This is a genomic window from Streptomyces sp. NPDC045021 (assembly GCF_056432645.1).
This window is the reverse complement of the sequence record NZ_JBWKIQ010000004.1, coordinates 513,124-536,504: the sequence shown is the minus strand read 5'-3', so window position 1 is coordinate 536,504 and position 23,381 is coordinate 513,124. Positions and strand designations below refer to the sequence as shown.

The following is a 23,381-nucleotide window of genomic DNA, read 5'->3' as shown; positions in this document are numbered from 1 at the left end:
GAATACCAACCCTTCACCCCCGCCATCGAAACCCTCCGCGGCCTGCTCCTCGGCAGCGAAATCGGCAACAACGGATGGCTCACCATCACCTGGTCCCTCGGCCTCACAGCCCTCGGCTACTTCTGGTCCACCTCGAAATTCAACCGCGACCCGAAGTAAGTGCGCGGAGGCGTCGCCAGAGGTTCCAGCACGCTTACAGCCCTGGCAGCACGGAATGTCTCGGCGGCATGCAAGTCCGGGACCAAGGTCCAACGGCCGTACATGGTCATGGTGAGGACGACACCAGGCCCGCCTTGTAGGCGATGATCACCAGCTGGACACGGTCGCGGGCGTCGAGCTTGGTCAGCAGCCGCGCCACGTGGGTCTTGGCGGTGGCGTGACCGATGAACAGCTCTGCCGCAATCTCGCTGTTGGACAGGCCGCGCCCGACGAGCGTCAGCACCTCGTGTTCCCGCTCGGTGATGCTCTCGAGTCGCTGCAGCGGGGCGGCGGCCGGGGCGGGACGGTTCGCGAACTCCTCGATCAGGCGGCGGGTGACGCTCGGCGCGATGAGGGCGTCGCCGGCGGCCACGACGCGGGTCGCGGTGAGGATGTCGTCCAGCGCCATGTCCTTGACCAGGAATCCGCTGGCCCCGGCCCGGAGCGCGGCGTAGACGTTGTTGTCGTCGTCGAAGGTGGTGAGCATGAGCACGCGCGGCGCTGCGGCGCTGGCGGTGATCATCCGGGTGGCCTCGATGCCGTCCATGCCGGGCATCCGGATGTCCATCACGACGACGTCGGGCCGGAGTTCCCTGACCATCCGGACTGCCTCCGTGCCGGTGCCGGCCTCGCCCACGATCTCCAGATCGGGGGCGTCGGCGATGACCATGCGCAGGCCGGCTCGTACGAGGGGCTGGTCGTCTGCGAGGACGATGCGGACCGTCATCCCGGCAGCCTAACCGCCACCCGAAAACCGCCCCCGGGGTGCGGCCCGGCGCTGAACTCGCCGTTCAGCAGGTCCACGCGGTCGCGCATTCCCGTGATTCCATAGCCGGTGCCCCTGGTCGCGGCACCGGGCGCCGCGCCGGAGCCGTCGTCGACGACCTCGATGGCCAACTCGTCGGTGCGGTAGTCGACGTTCACCTGACAGTGGCGGGCGTCCGCGTGGCGGACCACATTGGTCAGTGACTCCTGGATGATCCGGAATGCCGATTGGTCCGTGTCAGGTGGCAGCGGACGCTTGGTCCCCTGCCAGTGCACCTCCACGTGGAGTCCGGCCGTGCCGGTGTTCTGCGCCAGCCGGTCCACGTGTCCCATGCCCACTACCGCTTCGGGTGCGGTCCGGTGCAGCGTGCCGAGCATCCGCCGGAGCCCGTGGACGCCGACTTCGCGACCCGGCACGGGCTGACCGTCGGCTCCACCGTGGCCATGACCACCCCGAGCGGGAACGGCGCCCGCCTCCCCGTCGGCGGGGTGTTCGCCCCCAACCGTATGCTCGCCCCGGTGCTGCTGCCGGCCGGCGTGGTCGCCGCCTACCAGCCGCACGCACCGATCCAGCAGATCCTGATCAAGGGCGCGAACGGGGCAACCCCCGCGCTCAAACAGGCACTCAAGGACGCCACCGGCAAGAGCCCTGTGATCGAGGTCGAGACCCAGCAGGACCTGCGAGACGGGTTCAACCGCACCATCACCTTCGCCCTCCATCTGCTCTACGCACTGCTCGGGATGTCGTTGCTGGTCGCGGCTCTGGGAGTGGTCAACACCCTCGCGATGGCGGTGTTCGAGCGCAGGCGCGAACTCGGCCTGCTCCGGGCGATCGGCCTGGACCGCGGCGGCGTCAAGCGGATGGTACAGCTGGAATCGGTGCTCATCTCCGTCTTCGGCGCAGTGATCGGCATGGCCTTCGGTGTCTTCCTGGCCTGGGCGGCGGGCACCACCATGACCGTGACCCTGCCCGAGCTCCGTACGGTGTTGCCCTACCCCGAGCTGCTGCTGTTCCTGCTGCTTGCCGCCCTGGTCGGCGTGGCCGCCGCCCTCTGGCCGGCTCGCCGGGCCGCCCGTCTTGACGTGCTGGACAGCACCGCGGACTGACGGCCCGGCAGTTCACGCCAGATCACACCAGGGGGCCGGTATCTGCGCCCGGCTGGTGGCCGGGCGCCGACACCGGTCACGTCAGGTCGGTGGCATGACGGCCCGGCCGAGAGGCCGGGCGAGGAGCCGGACCGTGTTGTCGATTCTGGTCCTGATCTCTACATCGGGGGCAGTTCCGATCCGGATCGGAACTGCCTTTCCCATTTCGCCAGGTCCCACCCGCCGCTACGTCCGGTATCGGAAGAGAATCCGGCCGCGGGTGAGGTCGTACGGGCTGAGCTCCACCAGCACCCGGTCGTACGGCAAGATCTTGATGTAGTTCTTCCGTATCTTCCCGCTGATGTGCGCAAGTACCTTGTGCCCGTTGTGGAGTTCCACCGTGAAGGTGGCGCTGCGCAGGCACTCGAGGACGGTGCCCTCGATTTCGATGCCTCCTGCTGTTTCTGTCATGTTCTGCCTCTTCTCCGGTCAGCGACTGTGAGGTCGCTAAGGAAGCGAATTGTGCCGATGCATGCCGGCTCCTCGGAGCGGCCTGTATCGCGGGTACTTCGGCCTGAATCCAGTCGCGCGGTGATGCGGCGGGGTGTCAGCCGCACACCAACTCCAGGTTGCTGCTCGCGCGCTGCGCGCCGACGCCCTCGAACAGTGCCGTCGCTGCCTTGTTGGATTCGGTCACTTCGGCCGATGCCCTGGCGACCCCGGAGCGGTGCAGCGAACCCAGCACGTGGGCCAGCAGCGCCCGGGCGATGCCGGAGCGGTGCTGGTCGGCGCGGACCGCGATCAGCCCGATCCGCGGCTGTCGAATCACCGGCGCCAGCCTGACCAGGCCCACGTACTGATCGGGCTGTGCTGCCACCGCATACTTCGACGGGTCGAGCACGGTGGTCCCGTGTGGGCGGGGCACCACCTCAACCGGCATCGCCTGCCAACCGACGGTGGCCTCGACTTCCTCGCGAATGGCGCGGTCCAACGCCCGCAGAGGTCCTTCCTCCGCCGCACTGGCAGGCACGATCGTCACGCCCGACGGCGGTTGCACCGCATCGAGCCCCGTCACCCGCGGGTCGGTGGGCACGAGGTACTCCCACTCGCGGCGTCGGGTCGTAAAGCCGAACCTCTCCCAGCTGGACTTCAAGTCGCGGTCGGTCTCGTCGACCACCGTGTACAGGGGCCTCGGCAGGTCGACCAGCATCGCATCGGCGAGTCGGTCGAAGACCGACCCGTGCCACGAGTCGATGCTCAGGAAGATCCGCCCGTCGGGCCTGCGCGAAACGTCTCCGCGGCCGACCGTCTCGTCGTCAGCCAGAGCGTGCCATTGCTGTTCCGCGACCCGCGTGACGACTACCGGGTGCTCGCCCAAGCCCGCAGTGAAATGCACAGTATTCATAGGTGTCTACCTCTCAGAAGAGCCTTGTGTTCAGGCGCTCCCGGCGACACCTACGTCAATCGCCCGACCATGAAGGACAAGGGGGAGCACCCATGGGGTACAGCGTTCACGGGTCTCACCTCCTGATGACAGCTTCACGGACGCCTGCAAGCTAGCAGCCATGGGTCGTCTCCCCCAACCCCTTTTCCCGCGGATGTCCTCAACCCCCCACCTCAGAGCTGCCCCGTGAAATGATCTCCATGGCTGCGGCAGGCTGAACGAGGTGCCGCTGCTGGGATCCACAGAACGTGGGCGAAAATCGTTACTGCGCCTCGGTACCCCCACCGTGATGACTGTGGACAACCACACGCCAGGTCTCAGACGATGACCGGTATGCCTACTTGGACCATCAACGCGGAGCCCGTCACTGGCACGGGTATTGACGAGGCGATGTCGCAGTACTTCGCCGAGATCGGGCTGCGGGTGCTGGGGCGCCCGGCCACGGAGGCGGAGTTTCGGGAGGTGCTCAACGAAGACCCGCATGAGGATCTGAGCCCGCCGCACGGCGAGTTCCTCGTTGCTCGTGGTGGCGACGGCGAGCTCCTCGGATACGCCGGGGTGCGGCTGTTGGCAGGCGTCCCTGCGACGGCGGAGCTGAAGCGCATGTACGTTTGCCCCGCGGGGCGGGGGGCGGGCCTGGGCCGCGGCCTGCTTCGGGCCGTCGAAGCATCAGCACAGAAGCTGGGTGCTGTCCGGATCGCGTGCGAGACCAATACCGAACTCACCGAGGCGCGGGCCTTGTACACGAGCCATGGCTTTGACATCCTCCCCGCCCTAAAGGGCGGAGATTCCCGGTTGGTTGCCGGTGAGTACCGGCTGGGCTTTCCGGTGGGTTCCCCGTTCGACGGGCCCTGCCGGGCGCGGGATTGCCGCTTCCGGTCTGACAGGCCCTCCGGGGGCGTTTAGCCTCTCCGCCTGTCCGGCGGCGAGGATCACACGAGCCGCATTGAGGTCACGGTCATGTTCGGTGCCACAGCCACCGCAGGTCCACGTGCGGATGTGCAGCGGCTTCTTCCCGTCCACGACCCCGCACTGGTGGCAGGTCCGGGAGGAGGGCAGCCAGCGCGAGACGATGCCGACATGGCGGCCATACCGGGTGGCCTTGTCTTCCAGCATGCTGCGGAAGGTGCCCCAGCCCGCGTCGTGCACGGACTTGGCCAGCCGCGTACGTCCGAGGCCGGCGACCGCAAGGTCTTCGAGGTAGATCGCTTGGCTTTCGCGGATCAGCCTCGTAGTTTCCTTGTGGAGCCAGTCCCGACGGGTGTCGGCGACCTTCGCATGTGCCTTCGCGACACGCACGCGGGCTTTGGCCCGGTTGTTGCTGCCCTTCGTCTTCCGGCTGAGGTTCTGCTGGGCCTTCCTCAGCTTCCTCTCAGCCCGGCGGAAGAACCGGGGGTTGTCGACCATCCGGCCGTCCGAGAGCACCGCGAAGTGCGCCAAGCCGAGGTCGACGCCCACCTCGGACTCGACCGGAGGCAGCGCCTGCGGCCCGACTTCGACGACGAAGGAGGCGAAGTACCTCCCCGCCGCGTCCCTCACGACCGTCACCGACGACGGAACCGAGGGAAGGGGCCGCGACCAGCGGACTTTGACATCGCCGATCTTCGCCAGGTTCAGCTTCCCGTTCTCACGGAGCCGGAAGCCGTTCTTGGAGAAGCGGAGCGACTGCCGGTTGTCCCGCTTCGACTTGAAGCCGGGCAAGCCCACCCGCCGGCCCCGGCGCTTTCCGGATACGGACTCAAAGAAGTTCTTGTAGGCGGTGTCCAGATCCCGGATCGCGGACTGCAAGGCATCCACAGAGACCTCCGCCAGCCACGCACGGGCCTCAGTCCTCTTCGCCTCCGTGATCACCATACGAGCCAGAACACCCGTCGCAATCCTCGACCGGTCCGCCGCGTAGGCCGCCTTCCGAGCCGCCAGAGCATCGTTGTAGACCACCCTCACGCAGCCAAACGCACGAGCCAACGCGATGCACTGGACCGGCGACGGCTCAATACGGAAGGAGTACCGCAAATGCATGCGACCAACCTACCGACCCTCACTGACAACGCCGCTACGCCCACGGGGCGAACCGGCTCTTACCGTCCTGCTCCGCAGGAGCTTCGTTTCCTCCCCGGGCTCAAGCACGGAGTTTCCACGAAGGAGATTCGATGAGGAGACCGCGCCCTACGTCGGCCATGGCAAGGCGGAGCACTGGTACGCCAAGGCTCTCGGCTGAAGCAGTCCTCGAACGAACCCGGCGACCGGCGTCGCCACCGCGCTGAAGTCTCCAGGACCATGGGTGGGTGGCGTCAATCCGGTTGACGCTGATCGTCGGCCGGCCGGGTGCGGGACTGCCCCGGACAGCACTGGCCAACGCCATTGCGTCGTCGGGCCGGGGGGAACCCAGGCGGGTTCTACTCGGTCTTGTCCACGCGGGTGAGGCGGGTCTCCTCGTGGTCGAGCCGGGCCTGGATCTGGCGGAGCACTGTGTCGTCGATGGTGTCCTCGTCGCGGAGGCGGATGACGGTGGCGCGTTTGCTGGCCACGAGGGCAAGGCGGAGTTCGGTGGCGCGACGGTGTCTGCGCAGCACGTCGGCGGAGCTTGAGCTACCGGTGGCGGTGTCGTCCGTGCTGTCGTCCAGGTCAGGGATCGCCGTGAGGACGCGCAGGTGTTGTTCGTACTCCTCACGCAGTCGGTCGGCAGTCTCGGCCTCGGCGCCGATGGTAGTGGCGAGTCCGTCGAGAGCGGCCAGTGCCTCGCGGATTGCGGTGATCTCGGCGAAGCGGCGTTCGGACTCCACCGTGGTGTCGGGCGGGAGCCGCGCCCAGCGGACCACTGCGGGCAGCACCATGCCCTGGGCCACGAGAGTGAGGACGATGACGCCGGTGGTGACGAAGACGATGGTGTCGCGGTCGGGGAACGGTGCCCCGGAGTCGAGAGCGGCGGGTACGGACAGGGCGACGGCGAGGGAGACCGCGCCGCGGAACCCGCAGAGGCCGACGACGATCCGGGACCGGTCGCTGACCCGCCGCAGTAGCTGTTCGGGGCGCCGGTCGATGGCCCGGATCGCATACGCGGCAAGGAACAGGAACGCGATGCGCACCGCGATCAGGGTCGCCGCAACCGCCAGCACGGTGAGCAGCGCCGAAGCGACCGCGGTGCTGGTCAGGCCGCGTACGGCCGACTGCAGCTCCAGCCCCACCAGGACGAACAGAGTTCCGTTGAGCAGGTAGGTGGCCAGTGCCCACAGGGCGTAGCCCTGGCTGCGGCTCGCGGCGGCCACCAGGCGGGGGGCGGCCTGGCTGACCGCGAGACCGGCCACCACCACAGCGAGGACACCGGAGGCTTCGACGGACTCGGCGATCAGGTAGGCGACGAAAGGGGCGAGCAGGGCGAGGACGTTGACCAGGAGCGGGTCGGTCAGGGGCCGCAGCAGGAGAATGGACAGCCAGGCGACCAGGGCGCCGGCCGCCACGCCGCCCAGATAGGCGAGGAGGACGCGCCCGCTCACCGTGGCGACGCTGAGGTGGATGTCACCGACGGTGACGCCGGCGGCCACCCCGTAGACGACCAGTGCGGTGCCGTCATTGACCAGGCTCTCGGCCTTGAGGACCGTGAGGTTGCCGTGCGGCAGCAGGCGCTCGACGGCCGCGAGCGCGGTGGCGTCGGTGGGGGCGACGGCCGCCCCGAGCACCCAGGCAGGGCCCCAGGGCAGGCCCAACGCGTGCGCCACCGCGGCGACCGCCCCGGCGGTGGCGATGACCAGCAGGGTGCTGACCAGGACGACGCCACGCAGACTGCGGCGGATCGCCCTCAGCGAGGTGTTGAGGGACTCCCAGTACAGCAGGACCGGCAGGAAGAGCAGGAGGACGACATCGGGCGGGAACTGCACGGAACGCAGGGCGGGGACGAAGCCGAGGAGAACGCCGACGGCGAGCTGCAGGACGGGCTGGCTGACGCGCAGTCGCTTCGAGAGCACGCCGCAGACCAGCACGGCGACGCCGAGGACCACAACGAGTTCGAGTCCGAGCACGAGCGGAACACCTCCTGCGTTTGATGATCGGGCAGAGGGCCGACTGCGGACATCCGAAGCCTGTCCCCTGCCGCAGCCGGAGGTCAGCCAGCCGCGCGTACCGCGGCGGCGGCGAGTTCGGCATCGACCCCTGTACGTCCCCCTGTACGTCACTGACGGCATCGGCCGGGCCCAGGCCCAGGCCCATGACGGTGAGGCCATCGAGATTCGCCCCGGCGACGTAGGCCGAGATCATGGTCGGGGCCTTCGTCGTTCGGCGGGGGTCCTGTGAGCGCAGACGGTCCTGCGCCGCGATGGGTGCATCTGCGGCAGCGGGTCTCCCTTCTACCGGGCCTGAGCGGGCAGGGTGACCTTCTCGGGGAGACCGAATCGGGGCAGCAGCTCGTTGTCGAGGAACCGGGCGATGGCGAGGATCCGGTCACTCCCCATGGTGAGCACGATCAGCCCGGCCGGGTACGCGATCGGCTGGGAGGTGTCGGGAAGGTAGCAGCCGAACGCAGGCTGCGTGTTGGCTCGGGTGGGTACGAGCCGGAACCGGCGGCCTTCACGCCAGGCGGCACCGGTCCGGAGGAACGCGGCGATCGCCGCCGCACCTCGGTACTCGTGCGGTGCCGGCGGCATCGTCAGCCACGCGTCGTCGATGAGCAGAGCGACGACGCCGTCGATGTCGTCGGCGGTGAATGCCTCGGCGAAGCGCCGGGTGAGGTAGCGCTCCTGAGCCGAGCCGGGGCGAACCGTGGTCATGGAGCCGCGGCGTTCGTCGAGGCCGGCACGTGCGCGCTGCAGGACGCCTTTGACGGCGGTCTCGGTCGTGTCGAGCATGTCGGCGACCTCTGCCGTGGAGTAGCCGAGCACGTCGCGCAGCACCAGCGTCGCCGTCTGGCGGGGCGGCAGCTGTTGGAGCGCGGCGACGAACGCGAGTTCCACCGCCTCCTTGCTCTGGTAGCGCGCTTCCGGCCTGGGGCCGGCATCGGGAATCTGTTGGAGCAACGTGTCCGGGTACGGCTGGAGCCAGGTGGTCTCGCCGCGACGGGTGGGTTCGGTCGGCTCGAACGGTGGGATCGGCGTGGGTGGGGTGCGTCGCCCTGCGTCACGGAGCGCGTTGAGGCATCGGTTGGTGGCGATGCGATACAACCAGGCCCGCAGCGACGCCCGGCCCTCGAAGCCCTTCAGACCGCGCCAGGCCGCCAGCAGCGTCTCCTGCAGCATGTCCTCGGCGTCGGTCAGCGAGCCGAGTATCCGGTAGCAGTGCAGTTGCAGCTCGCCGCGGTACGGGTCGGTGAGCCTGGCGAACGCCTCCGGATCACCGGCCTGGGCGCTGATCAGGGTGTCCTCGGTCACGATCGCATCCTTGCACCGTTCCGTTGGGGGCGGCAGCGGTGTCTCAACACATATGGGTACTTCAGGACAGGCATTCGAACGACTGCTCGAGCTCCACCCGAGCGACGAGATGGGCCGCATGCTGCACAGCCCGGGCCTGAAGGCAGCCGGACGGTTCTATGCCTTCACCACCCGGCATGACCTCGTCGTCAAGCTTCCCGCGGCGCGGGTCACCGAGCTCATCGCCGCCGGCGCGGGGCACACCTGCGACCCGCGCGGTGGACACCCCATGCGGCAATGGGTCCGCCTCACCCCGACCGACGAACACGCCTGCGTCGCCTATCTCCAGGAGGCGCGCGACTTCGTAACCAGAGAGGAACGATGATGACCGACCACCCCAGCCCAGCACTGAAGACCGCACTGGCGTACCACGACGCGTGGACCAGCAAGGACTTCGAACGGGCCATGACGTACATCGCCGACGACATCATTTGCGACGCGCCGGCCGGGCGTATCGAGGGCGCTGCGGCGTACCGCGCCTTCATGGGCCCGTTCGTGCAGATACTCATCAGCGCGGAAATGATTGCGGCCTTCGGCGACGACGAGACCGCGCTGGTCATGTACGCCACCGAGACGGTCCCGGTGAAGCACGCGCCAGGCGCCGAATGCGTCACCGTGAAGGACAGCAAGATCACCTACAGTCGGTTCCTCTTCGACCGGGCACCGTTCGAGGCAGCACGTCAGGCGGCACGTCAGGCGGCGCCCTAGGTCTCAAGCCGGTCGGCCGCTGTCCGTCCGGGCGGTGGCCAGCCCGGGCTGCAGTTCATGGGCCAGGCGAGGCTCGCCCTGACGGTCGGGCTGAGGCAGTTCGCAGCGCGTGCGGACCGGGGACAGGAAGACCGGCAGGAACGCGACTGCCATCAGCCCGCCGCCCACCCACAGCGCGGTGCCCAGGCCGGCGAACTCGCCGAGCACTCCGGCCACCGCGGAGCCGACCGCGATGGCGCCGGTGAGCAGAAAGCGGAAAGTGGCGTTCATACGGCCGAGAAGTGCGTCCGGGGTCAGCTGCTGGCGCAGACTCACGCCGAGCACGTTGTCGACGCCCATCTTGAAGGTGACCAGGAGCCAGCCGGCGCCCGCCACATACAGCCAGCCGCCGCGGTCGATCAGCGGCACGAGCAGGGCCGCGGGGGCCAGGCAGAGGCCGACGAGGCCGAGGGTGCGGCCGTAGCCGAGGAGCCCGGCGATGGCGCGGGCGGTGCGGGCGCCGAGGAGGATACCGACACCTCCGACCGCCCAGTACAGGCCCAACACCCCCTCGGGCAGGTGGAGTTCGCGGACGAAGAGGATCGGGAGCAGGGTGTTCACGATGACCGCGCCGAAATTGAGGACGGCTGCGGTGAAGGCGAGGGCGCGCAGCTCCGGGTTGCGCAGGACGTGCCGCAGGCCCTGGGCTATCTCTGCGCGCAGACCGGCGGTGCGGTCGTTTTTGGGCGGGGTCTGCTGTGCTGGGCGTACGCCGACGAGTCTGATCGCCGAAGCCAGATACCCGATGGCGCTGCAGGCCACCGCGAGCGGCGCGGTGAGCAGCTGGACGAGAGCGCCGCCCGCGCCGCGACCCGCGACGTTGCCCGCGGCCTGAAGACCGACCATCGCGGCATTGGCCCGCACCAGCCCGTCCCGGCCCACCAGTTGGGGCAGCATGGTCTGCGAACCGACGTCGAAGAACACGGTCGCGCAGCCGTTGAACAGCACGACGGCATAGAGCTGGCCAAGGGTGAGCCGATCCAGCCACCAGGCCACCGGGACGGAGGCGAAGAGCGCCGATCGCACCAGATCCGCGGCGATCAGCACCCGCCGCTGCCGCATCCGGTCCATCCAGGCTCCGGCGGGCAGCCCGATGAGCAGGAAGGCGGCGGTGCCCAGGGCGGCGAGCAGTCCCACCTGCCCGGCGCTCGCGTCCAGCGCGGTGACGGCGAGCAGCGGGACGGCGACGTACCCGATGTTGGTGCCCAACTGGCTGATAGCGGTCGCGGTGAACAGGGCGCGGAAGTCGGGTATCCGCCACAGGGAGCTCGCGGTGCTCGGTGGCTGGGCTGCTGGTCTGAACATGGCGCACAAACTGCCCCACGACCTGCCGTGCCCTCCAATGATTTAGTGTGAGCTAAATGCTGCAGATCGAGTTCACGGCCGAGGACGTGGCCCGCACCCGCTTCGCGGTCTCCCCCCTGTGGGAGGTCGTCGCCAGTGTGCGGGTCCTCAAGGGCGCCGATGAGCAGGGCCTGCACCGGCGCTGGACCGATCAGGTCCGCCCCCGCCTCGCGGCTGCGAAGCTGAACCTGGCTCCGCTCTCCGCCCTGGTCCAGGTCCCCACGTACGGCATCCCCGGCTTTCTGGTCCCGCCGCCGACCACCCCGCAGCCCTCCCTCGACCTGGAGCTGGCGACGCTGCGCAAGACCCCCTTCGAGCTCCTGCGCACCTCCTCCGACGCGGCCCAGGCGGGAGTGGAAGCCTTGCGCGCAGACCCCGAGCGCGGCCTCAACCGCCTCGCGGACACCATCGCCGCCTACTGGGACGTGGCGATCGCCCCGCACTGGCCGCGCATCCGCACCCTCCTCGAAGGCGACATCCTGCACCGCGCCACACTCCTGGCCGAGGGCGGCACCCGGCGGCTCTTCGACGACCTCGACCCCCAACTCGGTTGGGACTCCGGCACCTTGAACCTCGAGCACCGCTTCGCCAGCGGCGAGCGCACCCTGGACGGCCGCGGCCTGCTGCTGTGCCCCTCGGCCTTCATCTGGCCGCGCATCTTCTCCACGATCGGCTTCGACCCCTGGCAGCCGACCCTGCGCTACCCGCCCCGCGGCGTCGGCACCCTCTGGCACCCCCGCACCGTCGCAACCCCCACCGCCCTGTCCGCCGTCCTCGGCCGCTCCCGGACTCTCCTGCTCACCCACCTCACAGCCCCCGCCACCACGACCGACCTCGCCGCTCGGACCGGTCTGACCCCCGGCGGCGTATCGCAGCACCTGACGGCGATGCGGGCAGCGGGCCTGGTGACGGCGCACCGGACGGGACGGCTTGTGCTCTATGCGCGGACGAGTGTGGGAGAGGCCTTGCTCACGGCAGGGGAATGACGCTGCAGCCGGTGTTGAGAATTGCTCTGCCGGTGTCGGGCGACGCGCCGGGCAGCGCGTTCGGAGACAGGCCGGCGACGGGTGGATCTCGCCGTAGTCCTCGCGGCGTCCGTCGACCGGGTGCCCTCCGGGCCGGGGCTGGAGGCTCTCGACGAAAGATGTGGCCGGGATGTCGAGACCGGCGTGGCGGCTCCGTCCCAGGGGCAGATGCGGTCGCCGTGGCCGCACCATCGCACGTACCGGAAGGACAGCCGCCATGGCCATCGCCGAGGACCTCGACCGCGCCACTGACTCGCAGTGGGACTGGGTCGCCGAGCACACCCGCACGTACCTGGCTTCGGGCGGCACCGAAGGTCACGAGAGCAACGGCGTGCACACCCTCGTGCTCGCCACGACCGGACGCCGAACCGGTACGCCTCGCCGCACCTGCCTGATCTACGGCACCTCGGACGGCGAGTACGTCGTCGTCGCCTCCAAGGGCGGCGCCGAGGAGGACCCGGCATGGTTCATGAATCTCGAGGCGGACCCCAGCGTCGGGGTCCGGGTCGGCACTCGCCGGTTCACCGCACGCGCCCGCGTCGCGTCCTCGACCGAGCGCGCACCTCTCTGGGCCCAGATGGTGAACATCTTCCCGCTCTACGACGACTACGCGCAGAAGACCGACCGCGAGATCCCGATCGTCCTGCTCACCCCGCTGGATGGACCCACCAACCAACGATCCGACCAACCCAAAGAAGCGACCTGACCCGCCATTCCATTTCGACCCGGCCGACGTCGCGGACCCGGACGTGCTCCAGCAGCCTGGCCCACGTCCCGTGCGTCTCCCAGCGGGCGAACCGCTCGTAGACGGACCGTGGCGCGACCTGCCCGAGCGGTACGGTCCCTGGCAGAAACCAGCCATGTGATCAATTATCGGATCGGTCGCGGCTGGTCTCGTCTCCGGCGTTGGGCACGAACAGGCTCAACCGGTAGGTGGTCGGCTGAACCAGGCGTCCGCAGAGCGTGTCGATCCGGGTCAGCGTCCAGTCGATGCCTACCTCCCCAGCGCGCAGGGAACGGAGTTGGGCAGTCCACTGCGACTCGTCCTGGGTCTCGAAGACCACTTCCCAGCGGCCCTTACCGGGTGCCGTGCGAGCGGCCGCCTGCCGGCTCGCTTCCTGCTGCTGGCGTTTCCGCTTCCGTTGACCTGGCACCGGCCCAGCATCGCTGTCCCAGCGCCATCACAGCAAGGTCATTAGGGGTCGCCCGACCGCAAGTTGCGCAAGGCGCAGGCGGCGGGCGAGCCGGAAGGCCCGATCGTCGTCCGTTGCAACGCCCGCCCGGCGGAGCTCGCCGGGCCCCTCACCTCGACGCCCTCAGGAGCTTTTGGAGTTCGGCGCCGATGATGGATCCGCGTAGCTGGAGCCCTGCCAGGTAGCTCGCGGGCGTCTTGTCCTAACGGGTAGCCAGGCCCCCCACTCTCGGATCTGACGACGACGGGTCGCTCCGCGCCCGGTTGAACGCCATGGGCGCGTGCGCCGTCGGCCAGTGGATGCGGCCGCCATCGAAGCCCGCTTCGGGTCGGCGATGCGCTCAATCCATGAAGAAGACGGACGGGATCTCAGTCCACTGCTGGTCCTCGGGGGTGCCGGGAAGTCGTTCCTGGCAAGGATCGGTCAGCTTCCACCACTCCTGGGTGACCGGGTCCTGGGCCAGGCGCTCCATATCCGCTGCGAAGTCGTCGCCCCGGTACTCGAAGTAACTGAACAGCAGGTCGCCGTGCAGGAAGATCGAGTAATTACCGATGTTGCAGGCCCGGAGCTGGTCCAGGACGGCCGGCCATGGATGCGCGTGGAGGCGTTGGTACATCTCCAGCTTCTCCGGCCTGATGCGGATCACCGAGGCGATGCGCTGTACGCCGCCGGTGGGCTCGCTCATCAACTGTCCTCCTTGAGCCGGCTCGAGCGCGGCGTCGGCGAGCCAGTCCTGGGCTCGGACCGACAGGTCCCAGACGTGGTGGTGCGCGTCGATGAACCGGGCCGCGGTCACCGTGACACCCCGTGTGTGTCTGTCTCCTGTTCGTGGATGAGACCGATGACGGCTCGGCTGCTCATCTCGTAGTCGTGGTCGTTGTCGACCCAGCCGGCGATCCGGAAGTCCCGCATCACCGCGATCCGGTCGGCGAGTGTGACCATCTCCGGGAGGTCGCTGGTGATCAGGACGATGGCGAGGCCGTCGGCGGCGAGTTGCCAGATGAGCTCGTGGAAGGCCGCCTTGGTGCGGACGTCGATCCCGACCGTCGGCTCATCGATGATGAGGATCTCGGTCTGGGCGGCCAGCCATTTCGCGAGGCTGACCTTCTGCTGGTTCCCGCCGGAGAGGTTGCCGGCGAGTTGGCCCGGTCCGGAGCTGCGGATGCCGAGCCGCCGTGTGTACTCCACGGCGACCTCACGCTCGCGACGCCGGGGGACGTGGCCCAGGGCCCGTTTGATGCGTCCCCACACGGTCACGGCGATGTTCATCGTCAAGGTCTGGTCGAGGAAGACGCCCTCCTCCTTGCGGTTCTCCGGAACGTAGCCGATGCGGTAGGTGTTCAGCGCGCGGCGCACGTCGCTGATCCGGGCCGACTTGCCATGGACGCGGATCTCTCCGGCGATCGCGCGGTCGAGGCCGAGGATCGCCCGTGCGAGTTCGGTGCGCCCGGCGCCTACGAGGCCGTACAGTCCGACGATCTCGCCCTTGCGGACGGCGAGTGACACGTCGCGGTGACCGGCGGCGGTGGCGACTGCGTCCAGTTCGAGCGCCGCCGGTCCGTCGTCCGGGGTCGGCCGGGGCGCGAATCGGACCGCGGTGTGTGAACGGCCGACCATCAGGGCGATGATGTCGTCCTTGGAGTGCGCGGCCAACGGCGAGCTCTCCAGGACCGATGCACCGTCGCGCAGGACGGTGACGCTGTCGCAGACGGCGAAGACCTCTTCCAGCTTGTGGCTGACGAGCAGGATCGCCGTGCCTTGGTCCCGCAGCCGGCGCACGACGGTGAACAGTCCGTCGGCCTCGGCCAGGGTGAGCGCCGATGTCGGCTCGTCGAGCAGGAGGATCCGGCTGTCGGTCGACAGCGCCTTGGCGATCTCCACGAGTTGCATCTGGGCGACGGACAGGGATTTCACCGGGGTGTCGAGGTCCAGGTCCAGGCCGAGCAGGTCCAGGCATCGCTGGGCGCCGACCCGCATCGCGTCGCGGTCGACGAGGCCGTGGCGGGCCGGGACCTGGCGCAGGGTGATGTTCTCGGCCACGGAGAACTCGGGGATGAGGTTGCGCTCCTGGTGCACCACGGCGATGCCCGCGCGGACCGCGTCGTTGGACGAGTGCAGGACGACGTCGGTGCCGTCGATGGCCAGTTCGCCGCCGTCCGGCCGGTGGAACCCGGTGAGGATCTTGATCAGTGTCGACTTTCCCGCGCCGTTCTCGCCCAGCAGCGCGTGCACGGTGCCGGCGCGCAGGGTCAGGCCGGCGCCGTCCAGCGCCCGGACCCCGGGGAAGGTCTTGACCAGTCCTTTGGCGGACAGCCGCGGGGAGGCCGGGAGGGACGAGGAGTTGGGTGTCATGTCGCGCTCCCGAGGACGGTCTTGTCGCGGCCCGCGGCACCGGATGCGGCTCGGGTCCTTTTGGCCTGCCTGACTTCATGGATCCGGCCGAGGATCACGGTGCCCAGGACGACCGCGCCCACGGTGAAGTCGACCCAGCTCGGATCGAGGGAGTACTGGGCCCGGGCCAGGTCGACCAGGCGGACGATGAACGCCGCGAGCACCGTTCCGAGAACCGACACCGAGCCGCCGGCCAGCGCGGCCCCACCGATGATCGGCGCGGCGAAGCTGGGCAGCAGCCAGTCACCGCCGATGCTCTTGTTGACGCCGGGTGCCGAGGCGACGGTGACGACGGCCGCGATGCCGATGATCAGCCCGGACAGGGTGTGCGCGAGGATCAGCGTTCTGGCATTCGAGATCCCCGACAGCTGCGCTGCGAGCGGGTTGCCGCCGGAGGCGAGGAGCCGCCGCCCGGCGACCATGCGGCGCAGGAAGAAGGCCAGTGCGCCGGCGACGAGCAGCGCGACGAGGAAGATGGCCGGGATGTTGAGCACCGACATGCTGCCGAACTTCCGCAGCGCCTGCGACCCCGGGTCGATGGTGCGGGTTCCGGCGACCCGGTACTGCAGCCCGAGCAGGATCGTCATCGTCGCGAGGGTGACGATGAATCCGTTGATCCGGGTGGCCACCACCAGCAACCCGTTGGCCGCGCCGATCAGTGCGCCGGCCAGGATCGCGATGGCGATCGCGAGCAGCGCCGGGACGCCGTGGTCGGCCATCTGGGCGGCCGCGAAGACCGCCAGGAAACCACCCAGGGCCCCCACCGACAGGTTCATCTGGCCGGCTGCGAGGACCACCAGCTGGGCAAGCCCGATCAGGATCGGCACGGTCAGGTAGGTCAGGATGCCCCGGATGGCGTTGCCCTGCAGGAGACTGCCGTGGGAGTCGGCCGTCAGGAGGGCGAATCCGACAACGCCGATCGCGGCCAGGGTCATCTCGGTGGAGCGGGCGAATCGCCGGACTCCGCCGGTACCGGGTGAGGTGGGACGGCCCAGTGCGCTCATCGGGGGTTCGCCGCCTTTCGCTGGGACAGTACGGTCCTGATGCGGTCGGTGGACAGCGCCAGCAGGAGGATCACGCCCAGGTAGATGTTGAGGCTTTCCAGGCCGATGCCCAGCAGGTTGAGGCCCTGCCTGATGACCTGGGTGAGTGTGGTTCCCAGGAGCGTGCCGATGACGGACACCGCGCCGCCGGTGAGCAGGGTCCCGCCCAGCACCGGCCCGAGGAACGAGGGGATCATGAACTCCGAACCGATGGTGGCGGTGAACGAGCCCGCGGTGACCGCGAGCATGAAGCCCGCCAGCGCGGCGAGCGTCCCGGACAGCGCGTGCGCGCCGATGACCCGCCGTGCGGTCGGGATGCCGGACAGCTCCGCTGCCTTGATGTTCGAACCGACCAGGAGCAGTTCCCGGCCGATCCTGGTGCGGGAGTACAGATAGCCGGCGATCAGCATCGCCACCACAGTGAACACGAAGAGCTGCGGGATCGCGGGTGAGCCGCACAGCGGGCCCGCGCACAGGTCGGCCATCGAATACGTCCGCAACGCGTCCATCCCGGCGGGCTTGGCCGTGAACGCTGCCGCCGGGGTGGCCTGCGTGTAGACCAGGGAGACCAGGCCGAGCAGGGCGAAGTCCATGGCCAGGGTGACCACGAAGGAGTTCACGCCGGTCACGGCGATGATCCATCCGGTGAGGGCGCCGATCGCGGCGCCCGCCACCAGGCCGAGCGCGAGGCCGGCGTAGAGGGGGAAGTGCCAGTCCTGGTAGGCCAAACCCATGAACATCGCCGAGAAGGCGGCCATCCGGCCGACCGCCAGGTTCATGTGGCCGATGGACAGCACGGCCATCTGGGACAGTCCGACCACGGTGAGGACGGCGATGTCGCGCAGCAACGGGAAAACGGTCAGCTGCTCGTTGTAGAACGCGTCGCGTGCGGAACCGAACACGACGACCAGCACCACGATCACGATGAGCAGTCCGAGCCGCTGGGCCGTGCCCGCGCTGATCCGTAGGCGTGGCGCCGAGCGTGCGGTCCCGGCCTCGCTCCTGGTGTGTTCGGTCACTGGTGTGCTCATGCGACGGTCCGGTCGGCGATGGCGTCGAGGTCCCAGTCGATGCCCAGACCTTCGGTGTCCGGGGCGATGGCGTGACCGTCGCGGACCGCCAACTCGGTGCGGGTGATGGCGCGCAGTTGGGGGATGTGTTCGACGTAGCGCCCGTTCGGAACCGCCGCTGCCAGGGAGACGTGCAACTCCATCAGGAAGTGCGGGCAGACCTCGACGTTGAACGTCTCGGCCAGGTGCGCCACCTTCAGCCATGGGGTGATCCCGCCGACCCGGGCGACGTCGACCTGGATGATCGAGGCCGCGCCCCGGTGCAGGTACTCGCGGAACTGCGATGTCGAGTACAGGGATTCGCCAACGGCGATCGGGATCGACGTCGACCGGGCCAGCGCCACATGTCCCTCCACGTCATCGGCGGGCAGCGGCTCCTCGAACCAGTTCAGGCCGACAGGTTCGAAGGCAGCGGCGCGACGGCGGGCCTCCGCGGAGGTCATCGACTGGTTGGCGTCGACCATGATGTCCAGGCCCGGCCCGACCGCGTCGCGGACCGCGAGCAGACGCTCGAGGTCCTCCTGAACGCGCTGCTTGCCCACCTTGAGCTTCACCCCCGGCCAGCCTGCCGCCTGAGAGGCGAGCGCGCCCTCGACGAGCTCGCCGGTGGACAGATGCAGCCAGCCGCCTTCGGTGTCGTACAGCGGCACCTCCTGGCGGAATCCGCCGGCCAGCCGCCACAGCGGCTCGCCGGCCCGTCGGCACCGCAGGTCCCACAGTGCGATGTCGACCGCGGCCAGGGCGAGCGAGGTGATCGCGCCGACCGTGGTGGACCGGGTGGCGGCGAACAGGTCCCTCCAGATCTGCTCGATCATGCGGGCGTCCTGGCCGAGCAGCCGGGGCAGCAGATGCTCGCGGAGCATCGCCAGGACCGATACGCCGCCGATGCCGATCGTGTAGGAGTAGCCGGTACCCGACGAGCCGTCGGCGGTGGTCAGTTCGACGAAGATGGTCTCTTGTTTGAGGAACGTCTGGACCGCGTCGGTGCGCACGGTCTCGACCTCTACGTCGACCAGATGGGCCGACGCTGCGATGATCTTGGTCATCTACCCGTCTCTCTCGGTGCAGGTTGCCGGATCCTCCGGTACCCGCCCGCCCTCATCGAGCGGGCACCGGGAAACTTCGGAGCTCGGAAGCCGAACGGTTCCTACGAGCAGGACAGGACGGTGGCCTTGAAATCGGTCATCAGTTGCGTCGTCCTGGCCTGTCGCTCGGTGTCGTAGGAGTCGACGTTGGCAGCGGTCACCACGAACGATCCCGAGTCGATGGATGTGCCGGGGGTGCGCATCGTGCAGGCCTTGCTCTGCAGCTGAGCGAGTGCCCAGGCGCCGACGTAGGCCTGTCCGACGGGGTTCTGCGTCACCGTCGCGGCGACGGAGCCGTCCTTGATCCCGGCCAGGATCTTCGGGTCGTCGTCGATCGCGACGACCTTGATCGTCAGGTGGGCGGCCTTGATGCCGGCCGCTGCGGCCACCGCCGGGTTGTAGGCGGTGGTGACGATCCCGTTGATCTCGCTGCCGTGCGCGGTCAGCAGGTCCGATACGGCCTTCTGAGCGGTCTGCAGGTCCTTGTCGATGTCCGTCACCGTGCTGAACAGCTTGACCTTGCCGTTGGTCTCGTCGACCGCCTTCTTCACCCCGGCGATCCGGCGCTGGGTGTTGGAGTCGGCGTTGTTCCCGGTGAGGTGGACCAGCGCGCCGTGGCCGCCCATCGCCGCGATCGTCGCCTTCGCCGCGCTGTAGGCGGCCCGCTCGACGTCGGTGGACAGACAGAAGGCGGCGTTGTCGGTGGTGCCCGCCGGGCAGGAGCCGAGGGACGCCACTGTGTAGCCCTTGGACTCAAGGTCGCTGAACGTGCTGTTGATGTCGGTGGGCGAGACCCCGAACACGCCGAAGGCGGTGTAGCCCTGGGCGGCGAGCGAGGTCAGCAGGTTGTTCTGCTTGGTCTGGTCCCACTCGGCGGTCTCGTTGAACGTGACGCCGCCGAGGCCGAAGTCGGCCTGCGCCTTGGTTCCGGTGGCCCTCCAGGGCTGAAAGTACGGGTGCGCCCCGCCGGGGACGAGCGCGACCTTCACGGCCGAGAGCGGCTTGGCGGCCCCCGGACCGGTGGCGGCTCCGGCAGAGCTCTTGGTGCTGCAACCGGTCGCCGCCAGGAGGAGGACGGCGAGTCCGACGACGAGCTTGACAGGCCGTACAGGGGAACGGTTCATGCCAGCCACCTAGATTCGCGTGGATCGTATATTTTCAGGAGGACTGTGCGCCTCGCTCATCGACCGGGTCAAGAGTCGTTACGAAGACGAAACATGCCGCAGAAGCGCAATCCTTGAAGCCGATCGACCCGGAATACCTGCCCATTTACCGCCAACCCGCAGGTCGGCGCAGCACTACAAAGAGAGCCGGGACCAGCTCCCCGGACGGCCGACCACGCGTCGGGCAAGGACACGACGAGATGCCGATCATGTAGGATCTACGATCAGCGACAGTGAACGTCACCGAATGCGGCGCTCTACCATGTGGGGCCGGAGCGGGCTCAGGCTCGGACGAGGATGGGGGCAGAAAACGTGGCGTCGCCAAGGCAGATGCTGACCGACACGGTCTATGAGGTAGTACGGCAACGGCTGGTCGACCACGACATCGAGCCCGGCGGCAAGGTCAACATCAACGCCCTGGCTCAGGAACTCGAGGTCTCCCCGACGCCGGTCCGAGAGGCCCTGGCCCGCCTGGAGGCCGACGGGCTGCTCGTGCGCCGCTCCCTCGCCGGCTATGCGGCGGCTCCGCTGCTCAGCACCAAGGAGTTCGGCGAACTCTTCGAGATGCGCATGCTCCTGGAGCCGGCCGCCGTGGCGAAAGCCGCGGTACTGATCGAGGAGGCCGATCTGGCCGAACTGGCCGCAGACCTCACCGCGATGCGCGGCACGCACGATTTCACCAGCCCGGAATCCCGTCGGGAGTTCCTCGAGCATGACGCCCTCTTCCACGATCGCATCGCCCGGGCCTGTGGCAACACCTTGATGCGCGAGATGCTCGACCGGCTGCACGCCCATGCTCACCTGTACCGGCTGCACTTCCGCGAAGGCCTGGCAGCCGAAACCTGCCGAGAGCATGCGCGGATCCTCGAGGCGCTCACCGAGAAGGACGCCGACACGGCCGAGTCGGCCATGCGCAGCCATATCCGCCGATCCCGCGAGCGTCTGGTGACCGCGTTGGGCGAAGGCGACCCGTCGGGCCGACCCGGCGCCCGCTGACCCGAGGCTCCGCTAAGCGAGCAGCGGTCGCAGCTGGGCATGCGCCCACCCGCTGAGCGGGGTGGGGGTGGTGGTGAGCAGGTCGCGGGGCTGCTCGGGCACCAGGTCGCGTGAGCCGGTGGTCATCCCGACGATGCCCTCCACCGCCGATGTTGGCAGCCCGGCCGCGCGCAGCGCGTCCCGCGCCGCGTCGTCGCTGACGGCGTTGAGCCGGATCGGGTACCCGACCGCCTCGGTGAGGATCTGCGCGACCTCGTTGAAGGTGAGGTCTTGCGGCCCGTGGACGGCCTGCACGATCCGGCCCTGCCAGGTGTCGTTCAGCAGGCGGGCCGCGACCACGTCTCCGATGTCGCGCGGATCGACCCATGGCATCGGGTGGTCGGGATCGAACGCCGTGGTCAGGCTGCCTCGGGAGAGCCCTTCGAGGTCGAACAGGAGGTTGGTGAAGAAGTACGCGCACCGAAGATGCAGCACAGGCACCCCGGTGGCGTCGAGTTGTTCCTCGATCCCGGCCAGGGCGTCGATGTGTCCGACCCCGTGCCGTTTCTCCGCCCCGATGCTGCTCAACAGCACCACCCGCCCCACATCACCTGCCCGGGCGGCCTCCACCAACGGTGCTGCGGTCCGCAGCGAGGCGTTGATCGGATCGTCCGCCGTGTGTGGAGTGGGATCCACCCACAACACGGACCCCGCCCCCGCCACCGCCTTACGGACGAAGTTGGCGTCTGTCAGGTCTCCCCGGTGCGCATCGACCCGCGCGCGGGTCGCCTCGTCGAGGCGGGCCGGGTCCCGGGCCAGAACCCGGGGACGGACGCCGGCCTGGAGCAGCAGCCGCACAACGCGCGATCCCACGTGTCCGGTCGGTGTGGTGACCACGATGGTCATCGAGACATCCCTTCCTCGCACATCACTGGCATTCCACGCTAGAGCTCCGCGTGGCCGCGGTCGCCGCACCGGGCAAGCCCACCCGCGCGAACCAGCCATTGCCACCAGCGCCCACGGGTGAGTACCCATTTCGTTGAACGGACTCGTTCCTCCCCCTGCTTGTCCGGACGTCCGTACGCTGGTGTCCAGCAGGTGAGAGCAAGGGAGTTGGGAGGCTTGGCATTGAACCGCGACACGGGGAATTTCGTCACGTACACGACGATCGACGGCATGGACCTGCGCATCGAGATCGATCGCTCGGACGACGGATTCATGCCGGTCAGTGCGGACCGGTCGCTCGGCAGGCTCGAACACATCTTCCGGCCTGCGGTACGGGCCGCCGAGGCGCTGATGGAAGAAACGCGCCACATCCGGCCCGATGAACTCACCCTGCACTTCGGTCTCAAGGTGACAGGAAGCGGCCAGGCCATGGTGGCGAGGAATGCCGGCGATGGAAATTTCGAAATCACCCTGACTTGGACATCCCCCCGAGACCACTAGGCTGAAACGTTGAAGGTATTCATCAGTTGGTCGGGGCCGCAGTCACAGAGGATGGCTGAGTCACTGAAGTCCTGGCTGAAGATCGTCATCCAGACCTCCGACCCGTTCGTCTCCTCGCTCGACATAGCGAAGGGCGATCGGGGACTCAAAGTCATCGCCAGCCAGCTCGAACAGACGTCCTTCGGTATCGTCTGCGTGACGCGCGAGAACAGTCTCGCTCCGTGGATCAATTTCGAGGCCGGCGCGTTGTCCAAGGCCGTCGGGGATGCCCGGGTGGTCCCCTGCCTTCTGGACATGCCGGTCAGTGACCTGACGGGCCCTCTGGTCCAATTCCAAGTGGTGTCGAGCAGCAACAAGGACGATGTTTACGCCATGGTGCGCACGCTGCGCGATCATTCCGATCTCACAGATCTGGACGACGCCCGGCTGAGGACCACGTTCAACGCCTTCTGGCCCACGCTGGAGAACGATCTGGCCGTCGCCCGGAACCTTGTCGGGAACTCCGGCAATGTGGCGCCCGAGCGCGACGCGAGTGAGATCCTCGAAGAGGTACTGGTTCTCGCCCGCCGCCAGGAGAATGTCCTGCGGACCATCGTGGAACGAGTCGACTCGTCCGTCCCGATGCTGCAGATCAGAAGAAGTCCGAGCTCCTCCACGGACCGACTCGATCTGGACGTCCGCCGAGAAGTCGTCGACGAACTCATCCACCACCTGGCCGCGGCCGACGAGAGTGCTCTGACCTACCGGGTGATCACCGACCGGGTGCCGGAGGAGATCCAGGTCGTGTATGACGCGGGGGCGATCTCGACAGCCAATGTGGACGAGATGTGCTCCCAGATCGGAGAATTCGTCGCGCGCAAACGTGTCCGCGTGACCATCAAGTCGACGGACGGATACGAGATCATCGCCGGGCCGGGCAAGGCAACCGTTCTGCTGTCGCCTGCCGAGACCAGCACACCCGCGGATCCGGAGGACGCGCAGGGCGCACAGGATGCGCAGGGCGGCTGATC

The 23,381-nt window shown here is 68.5% G+C and carries 24 protein-coding genes and 3 pseudogenes; 10 read left to right on the top strand and 17 right to left on the bottom strand.

The window, feature by feature from the left end; genetic code table 11:
* A pseudogene (locus tag AC07DC_RS16705) lies at nucleotides 1-159 on the top strand (ABC transporter permease); the annotation flags it as partial.
* A 106-nt stretch (nucleotides 160-265) separates the two neighbouring features.
* Here the strand turns inward: AC07DC_RS16705 and AC07DC_RS16700 are convergent.
* Nucleotides 266-925, bottom strand: coding sequence for a response regulator (locus AC07DC_RS16700; RefSeq protein ID WP_478915119.1), 660 nt, complete (start codon nucleotides 923-925; stop codon nucleotides 266-268).
* Nucleotides 922-1,380 (bottom strand): sensor histidine kinase, encoded by a 459-nt coding sequence (locus tag AC07DC_RS16695; protein ID WP_478915118.1) that lies wholly within the window; start codon nucleotides 1,378-1,380, stop codon nucleotides 922-924. The genes AC07DC_RS16700 and AC07DC_RS16695 overlap by 4 nt, the downstream gene beginning before the upstream one ends.
* On the opposite strand from AC07DC_RS16695, the gene AC07DC_RS16690 reads away from it, so the two are divergent.
* Nucleotides 1,354-2,070: an ABC transporter permease gene (locus AC07DC_RS16690; protein ID WP_478915117.1), complete on the top strand. Its 717-nt coding sequence runs from the start codon at nucleotides 1,354-1,356 to the stop codon at nucleotides 2,068-2,070. The genes AC07DC_RS16695 and AC07DC_RS16690 overlap by 27 nt on opposite strands.
* 225 nt (nucleotides 2,071-2,295) lie before the next feature.
* Here the strand turns inward: AC07DC_RS16690 and infA are convergent, their stop codons facing one another.
* Nucleotides 2,296-2,520 carry a translation initiation factor IF-1 gene (gene infA / locus AC07DC_RS16685; RefSeq protein ID WP_478915116.1) on the bottom strand — a complete coding sequence of 75 codons (225 nt, stop codon included), beginning with the start codon at nucleotides 2,518-2,520 and terminating at the stop codon, nucleotides 2,296-2,298.
* Between the two features lie 136 nt (nucleotides 2,521-2,656).
* Nucleotides 2,657-3,454: a GNAT family N-acetyltransferase gene (locus AC07DC_RS16680; RefSeq protein WP_478915115.1), complete on the bottom strand. Its 798-nt coding sequence runs from the start codon at nucleotides 3,452-3,454 to the stop codon at nucleotides 2,657-2,659.
* Nucleotides 3,455-3,817: 363 nt separating this feature from the next.
* Here AC07DC_RS16680 and AC07DC_RS16675 point away from each other — a divergent pair.
* Nucleotides 3,818-4,243: pseudogene (locus tag AC07DC_RS16675) on the top strand (GNAT family N-acetyltransferase); the annotation flags it as partial.
* Nucleotides 4,244-4,267: 24 nt separating this feature from the next.
* Here AC07DC_RS16675 and AC07DC_RS16670 read toward each other — a convergent pair.
* From AC07DC_RS16670 to AC07DC_RS16660, 3 genes are all read right to left on the bottom strand, one after another.
* Nucleotides 4,268-5,512 carry an RNA-guided endonuclease InsQ/TnpB family protein gene (locus AC07DC_RS16670; RefSeq protein ID WP_478915114.1) on the bottom strand — a complete coding sequence of 415 codons (1,245 nt, stop codon included), beginning with the start codon at nucleotides 5,510-5,512 and terminating at the stop codon, nucleotides 4,268-4,270.
* 377 nt (nucleotides 5,513-5,889) lie between these two features.
* Nucleotides 5,890-7,509 carry a Na+/H+ antiporter gene (locus AC07DC_RS16665; RefSeq protein ID WP_478915113.1) on the bottom strand — a complete coding sequence of 540 codons (1,620 nt, stop codon included), beginning with the start codon at nucleotides 7,507-7,509 and terminating at the stop codon, nucleotides 5,890-5,892.
* 324 nt (nucleotides 7,510-7,833) lie between these two features.
* Nucleotides 7,834-8,850, bottom strand: a complete 1,017-nt coding sequence (locus tag AC07DC_RS16660) for an RNA polymerase subunit sigma-70 (protein ID WP_478915112.1) — start codon at nucleotides 8,848-8,850, stop codon at nucleotides 7,834-7,836.
* A gap of 52 nt (nucleotides 8,851-8,902) precedes the next feature.
* On the opposite strand from AC07DC_RS16660, the gene AC07DC_RS16655 reads away from it, so the two are divergent.
* Complete coding sequence (locus tag AC07DC_RS16655; RefSeq protein WP_478915111.1) at nucleotides 8,903-9,214, top strand: hypothetical protein; 312 nt, start codon at nucleotides 8,903-8,905, stop codon at nucleotides 9,212-9,214.
* Nucleotides 9,211-9,597, top strand: a complete 387-nt coding sequence (locus AC07DC_RS16650; RefSeq protein WP_478915110.1) for a nuclear transport factor 2 family protein — start codon at nucleotides 9,211-9,213, stop codon at nucleotides 9,595-9,597. Before AC07DC_RS16655 ends, AC07DC_RS16650 begins: the two co-directional genes overlap by 4 nt.
* Before the next feature lie 3 nt (nucleotides 9,598-9,600).
* On the opposite strand, the gene AC07DC_RS16645 is transcribed toward AC07DC_RS16650, so the two are convergent.
* Nucleotides 9,601-10,941 carry an MFS transporter gene (locus AC07DC_RS16645; RefSeq protein WP_478915109.1) on the bottom strand — a complete coding sequence of 447 codons (1,341 nt, stop codon included), beginning with the start codon at nucleotides 10,939-10,941 and terminating at the stop codon, nucleotides 9,601-9,603.
* Between the two features lie 56 nt (nucleotides 10,942-10,997).
* Here AC07DC_RS16645 and AC07DC_RS16640 point away from each other — a divergent pair, with 56 nt between their 5' ends.
* Both AC07DC_RS16640 and AC07DC_RS16635 read left to right on the top strand, forming a co-directional pair.
* A complete protein-coding gene (locus tag AC07DC_RS16640) occupies nucleotides 10,998-11,966 on the top strand; it encodes an ArsR family transcriptional regulator (protein WP_478915108.1) in 969 nt (322 codons plus the stop codon).
* 256 nt (nucleotides 11,967-12,222) lie between these two features.
* Nucleotides 12,223-12,711 (top strand): nitroreductase family deazaflavin-dependent oxidoreductase, encoded by a 489-nt coding sequence (locus tag AC07DC_RS16635; RefSeq protein WP_478915107.1) that lies wholly within the window; start codon nucleotides 12,223-12,225, stop codon nucleotides 12,709-12,711.
* Here the strand turns inward: AC07DC_RS16635 and AC07DC_RS16630 are convergent.
* The 8 genes and pseudogenes from AC07DC_RS16630 to AC07DC_RS16595 form a co-directional block, all read right to left on the bottom strand.
* A pseudogene (locus tag AC07DC_RS16630) lies at nucleotides 12,710-12,820 on the bottom strand (IS5/IS1182 family transposase); the annotation flags it as partial. The gene AC07DC_RS16635 and the pseudogene AC07DC_RS16630 sit on opposite strands and share 2 nt — an antisense overlap.
* Nucleotides 12,821-12,871: 51 nt before the next feature.
* Nucleotides 12,872-13,159: a hypothetical protein gene (locus AC07DC_RS16625; protein WP_478915106.1), complete on the bottom strand. Its 288-nt coding sequence runs from the start codon at nucleotides 13,157-13,159 to the stop codon at nucleotides 12,872-12,874.
* Nucleotides 13,160-13,538: 379 nt separating this feature from the next.
* A complete protein-coding gene (locus tag AC07DC_RS16620; RefSeq protein WP_478915105.1) occupies nucleotides 13,539-13,994 on the bottom strand; it encodes an L-rhamnose mutarotase in 456 nt (151 codons plus the stop codon).
* Nucleotides 13,991-15,550, bottom strand: coding sequence for a sugar ABC transporter ATP-binding protein (locus AC07DC_RS16615; protein WP_478915104.1), 1,560 nt, complete (start codon nucleotides 15,548-15,550; stop codon nucleotides 13,991-13,993). Before AC07DC_RS16615 ends, AC07DC_RS16620 begins: the two co-directional genes overlap by 4 nt.
* On the bottom strand, nucleotides 15,547-16,593 hold the full coding sequence (locus AC07DC_RS16610; RefSeq protein ID WP_478915103.1) for an ABC transporter permease: 1,047 nt from the start codon (nucleotides 16,591-16,593) through the stop codon (nucleotides 15,547-15,549). Before AC07DC_RS16610 ends, AC07DC_RS16615 begins: the two co-directional genes overlap by 4 nt.
* On the bottom strand, nucleotides 16,590-17,663 hold the full coding sequence (locus AC07DC_RS16605; RefSeq protein ID WP_478915102.1) for an ABC transporter permease: 1,074 nt from the start codon (nucleotides 17,661-17,663) through the stop codon (nucleotides 16,590-16,592). The genes AC07DC_RS16610 and AC07DC_RS16605 overlap by 4 nt, the downstream gene beginning before the upstream one ends.
* A complete protein-coding gene (locus AC07DC_RS16600; protein ID WP_478915101.1) occupies nucleotides 17,660-18,748 on the bottom strand; it encodes a mandelate racemase/muconate lactonizing enzyme family protein in 1,089 nt (362 codons plus the stop codon). The genes AC07DC_RS16605 and AC07DC_RS16600 overlap by 4 nt, the downstream gene beginning before the upstream one ends.
* 101 nt (nucleotides 18,749-18,849) lie before the next feature.
* Nucleotides 18,850-19,911: a substrate-binding domain-containing protein gene (locus AC07DC_RS16595; RefSeq protein ID WP_478915100.1), complete on the bottom strand. Its 1,062-nt coding sequence runs from the start codon at nucleotides 19,909-19,911 to the stop codon at nucleotides 18,850-18,852.
* A 369-nt stretch (nucleotides 19,912-20,280) separates the two neighbouring features.
* Here AC07DC_RS16595 and AC07DC_RS16590 point away from each other — a divergent pair, with 369 nt between their 5' ends.
* Nucleotides 20,281-20,946 (top strand): GntR family transcriptional regulator, encoded by a 666-nt coding sequence (locus AC07DC_RS16590; protein ID WP_478915099.1) that lies wholly within the window; start codon nucleotides 20,281-20,283, stop codon nucleotides 20,944-20,946.
* A 12-nt stretch (nucleotides 20,947-20,958) separates the two neighbouring features.
* Here AC07DC_RS16590 and AC07DC_RS16585 read toward each other — a convergent pair whose 3' ends face one another.
* On the bottom strand, nucleotides 20,959-21,831 hold the full coding sequence (locus AC07DC_RS16585; protein ID WP_478915098.1) for an NmrA family NAD(P)-binding protein: 873 nt from the start codon (nucleotides 21,829-21,831) through the stop codon (nucleotides 20,959-20,961).
* A gap of 216 nt (nucleotides 21,832-22,047) precedes the next feature.
* Between AC07DC_RS16585 and AC07DC_RS16580 the strand changes: the two genes are divergently transcribed.
* Together AC07DC_RS16580 and AC07DC_RS16575 are read left to right on the top strand one after the other, a co-directional pair.
* The gene (locus AC07DC_RS16580) at nucleotides 22,048-22,371 is read left to right on the top strand and encodes a CU044_2847 family protein (RefSeq protein WP_478915097.1); all 324 of its coding nucleotides are present in this window, start codon (nucleotides 22,048-22,050) and stop codon (nucleotides 22,369-22,371) included.
* Nucleotides 22,372-22,422: 51 nt separating this feature from the next.
* Nucleotides 22,423-23,379, top strand: coding sequence for a hypothetical protein (locus tag AC07DC_RS16575; RefSeq protein WP_478915096.1), 957 nt, complete (start codon nucleotides 22,423-22,425; stop codon nucleotides 23,377-23,379).
* Nucleotides 23,380-23,381: the final 2 nt, after the last annotated feature.

What these genes read in the sequence shown, in the direction of transcription:
- AC07DC_RS16700 (WP_478915119.1), bottom strand. Translation starts at nt 925, where the DNA reads ATGACGGTCCGCATCGTCCTCGCAGACGACCAGCCCCTCGTACGAGCC.
- infA (WP_478915116.1), bottom strand. Translation starts at nt 2,520, where the DNA reads ATGACAGAAACAGCAGGAGGCATCGAAATCGAGGGCACCGTCCTCGAG.
- AC07DC_RS16680 (WP_478915115.1), bottom strand. Translation starts at nt 3,454, where the DNA reads ATGAATACTGTGCATTTCACTGCGGGCTTGGGCGAGCACCCGGTAGTC.
- AC07DC_RS16670 (WP_478915114.1), bottom strand. Translation starts at nt 5,512, where the DNA reads ATGCATTTGCGGTACTCCTTCCGTATTGAGCCGTCGCCGGTCCAGTGC.
- AC07DC_RS16655 (WP_478915111.1), top strand. Translation starts at nt 8,903, where the DNA reads ATGGGTACTTCAGGACAGGCATTCGAACGACTGCTCGAGCTCCACCCG.
- AC07DC_RS16650 (WP_478915110.1), top strand. Translation starts at nt 9,211, where the DNA reads ATGATGACCGACCACCCCAGCCCAGCACTGAAGACCGCACTGGCGTAC.
- AC07DC_RS16645 (WP_478915109.1), bottom strand. Translation starts at nt 10,941, where the DNA reads ATGTTCAGACCAGCAGCCCAGCCACCGAGCACCGCGAGCTCCCTGTGG.
- AC07DC_RS16640 (WP_478915108.1), top strand. Translation starts at nt 10,998, where the DNA reads ATGCTGCAGATCGAGTTCACGGCCGAGGACGTGGCCCGCACCCGCTTC.
- AC07DC_RS16635 (WP_478915107.1), top strand. Translation starts at nt 12,223, where the DNA reads ATGGCCATCGCCGAGGACCTCGACCGCGCCACTGACTCGCAGTGGGAC.
- AC07DC_RS16615 (WP_478915104.1), bottom strand. Translation starts at nt 15,550, where the DNA reads ATGACACCCAACTCCTCGTCCCTCCCGGCCTCCCCGCGGCTGTCCGCC.
- AC07DC_RS16610 (WP_478915103.1), bottom strand. Translation starts at nt 16,593, where the DNA reads ATGAGCGCACTGGGCCGTCCCACCTCACCCGGTACCGGCGGAGTCCGG.
- AC07DC_RS16605 (WP_478915102.1), bottom strand. Translation starts at nt 17,663, where the DNA reads ATGAGCACACCAGTGACCGAACACACCAGGAGCGAGGCCGGGACCGCA.
- AC07DC_RS16600 (WP_478915101.1), bottom strand. Translation starts at nt 18,748, where the DNA reads ATGACCAAGATCATCGCAGCGTCGGCCCATCTGGTCGACGTAGAGGTC.
- AC07DC_RS16595 (WP_478915100.1), bottom strand. Translation starts at nt 19,911, where the DNA reads ATGAACCGTTCCCCTGTACGGCCTGTCAAGCTCGTCGTCGGACTCGCC.
- AC07DC_RS16590 (WP_478915099.1), top strand. Translation starts at nt 20,281, where the DNA reads ATGCTGACCGACACGGTCTATGAGGTAGTACGGCAACGGCTGGTCGAC.
- AC07DC_RS16585 (WP_478915098.1), bottom strand. Translation starts at nt 21,831, where the DNA reads ATGACCATCGTGGTCACCACACCGACCGGACACGTGGGATCGCGCGTT.
- AC07DC_RS16575 (WP_478915096.1), top strand. Translation starts at nt 22,423, where the DNA reads ATGGCTGAGTCACTGAAGTCCTGGCTGAAGATCGTCATCCAGACCTCC.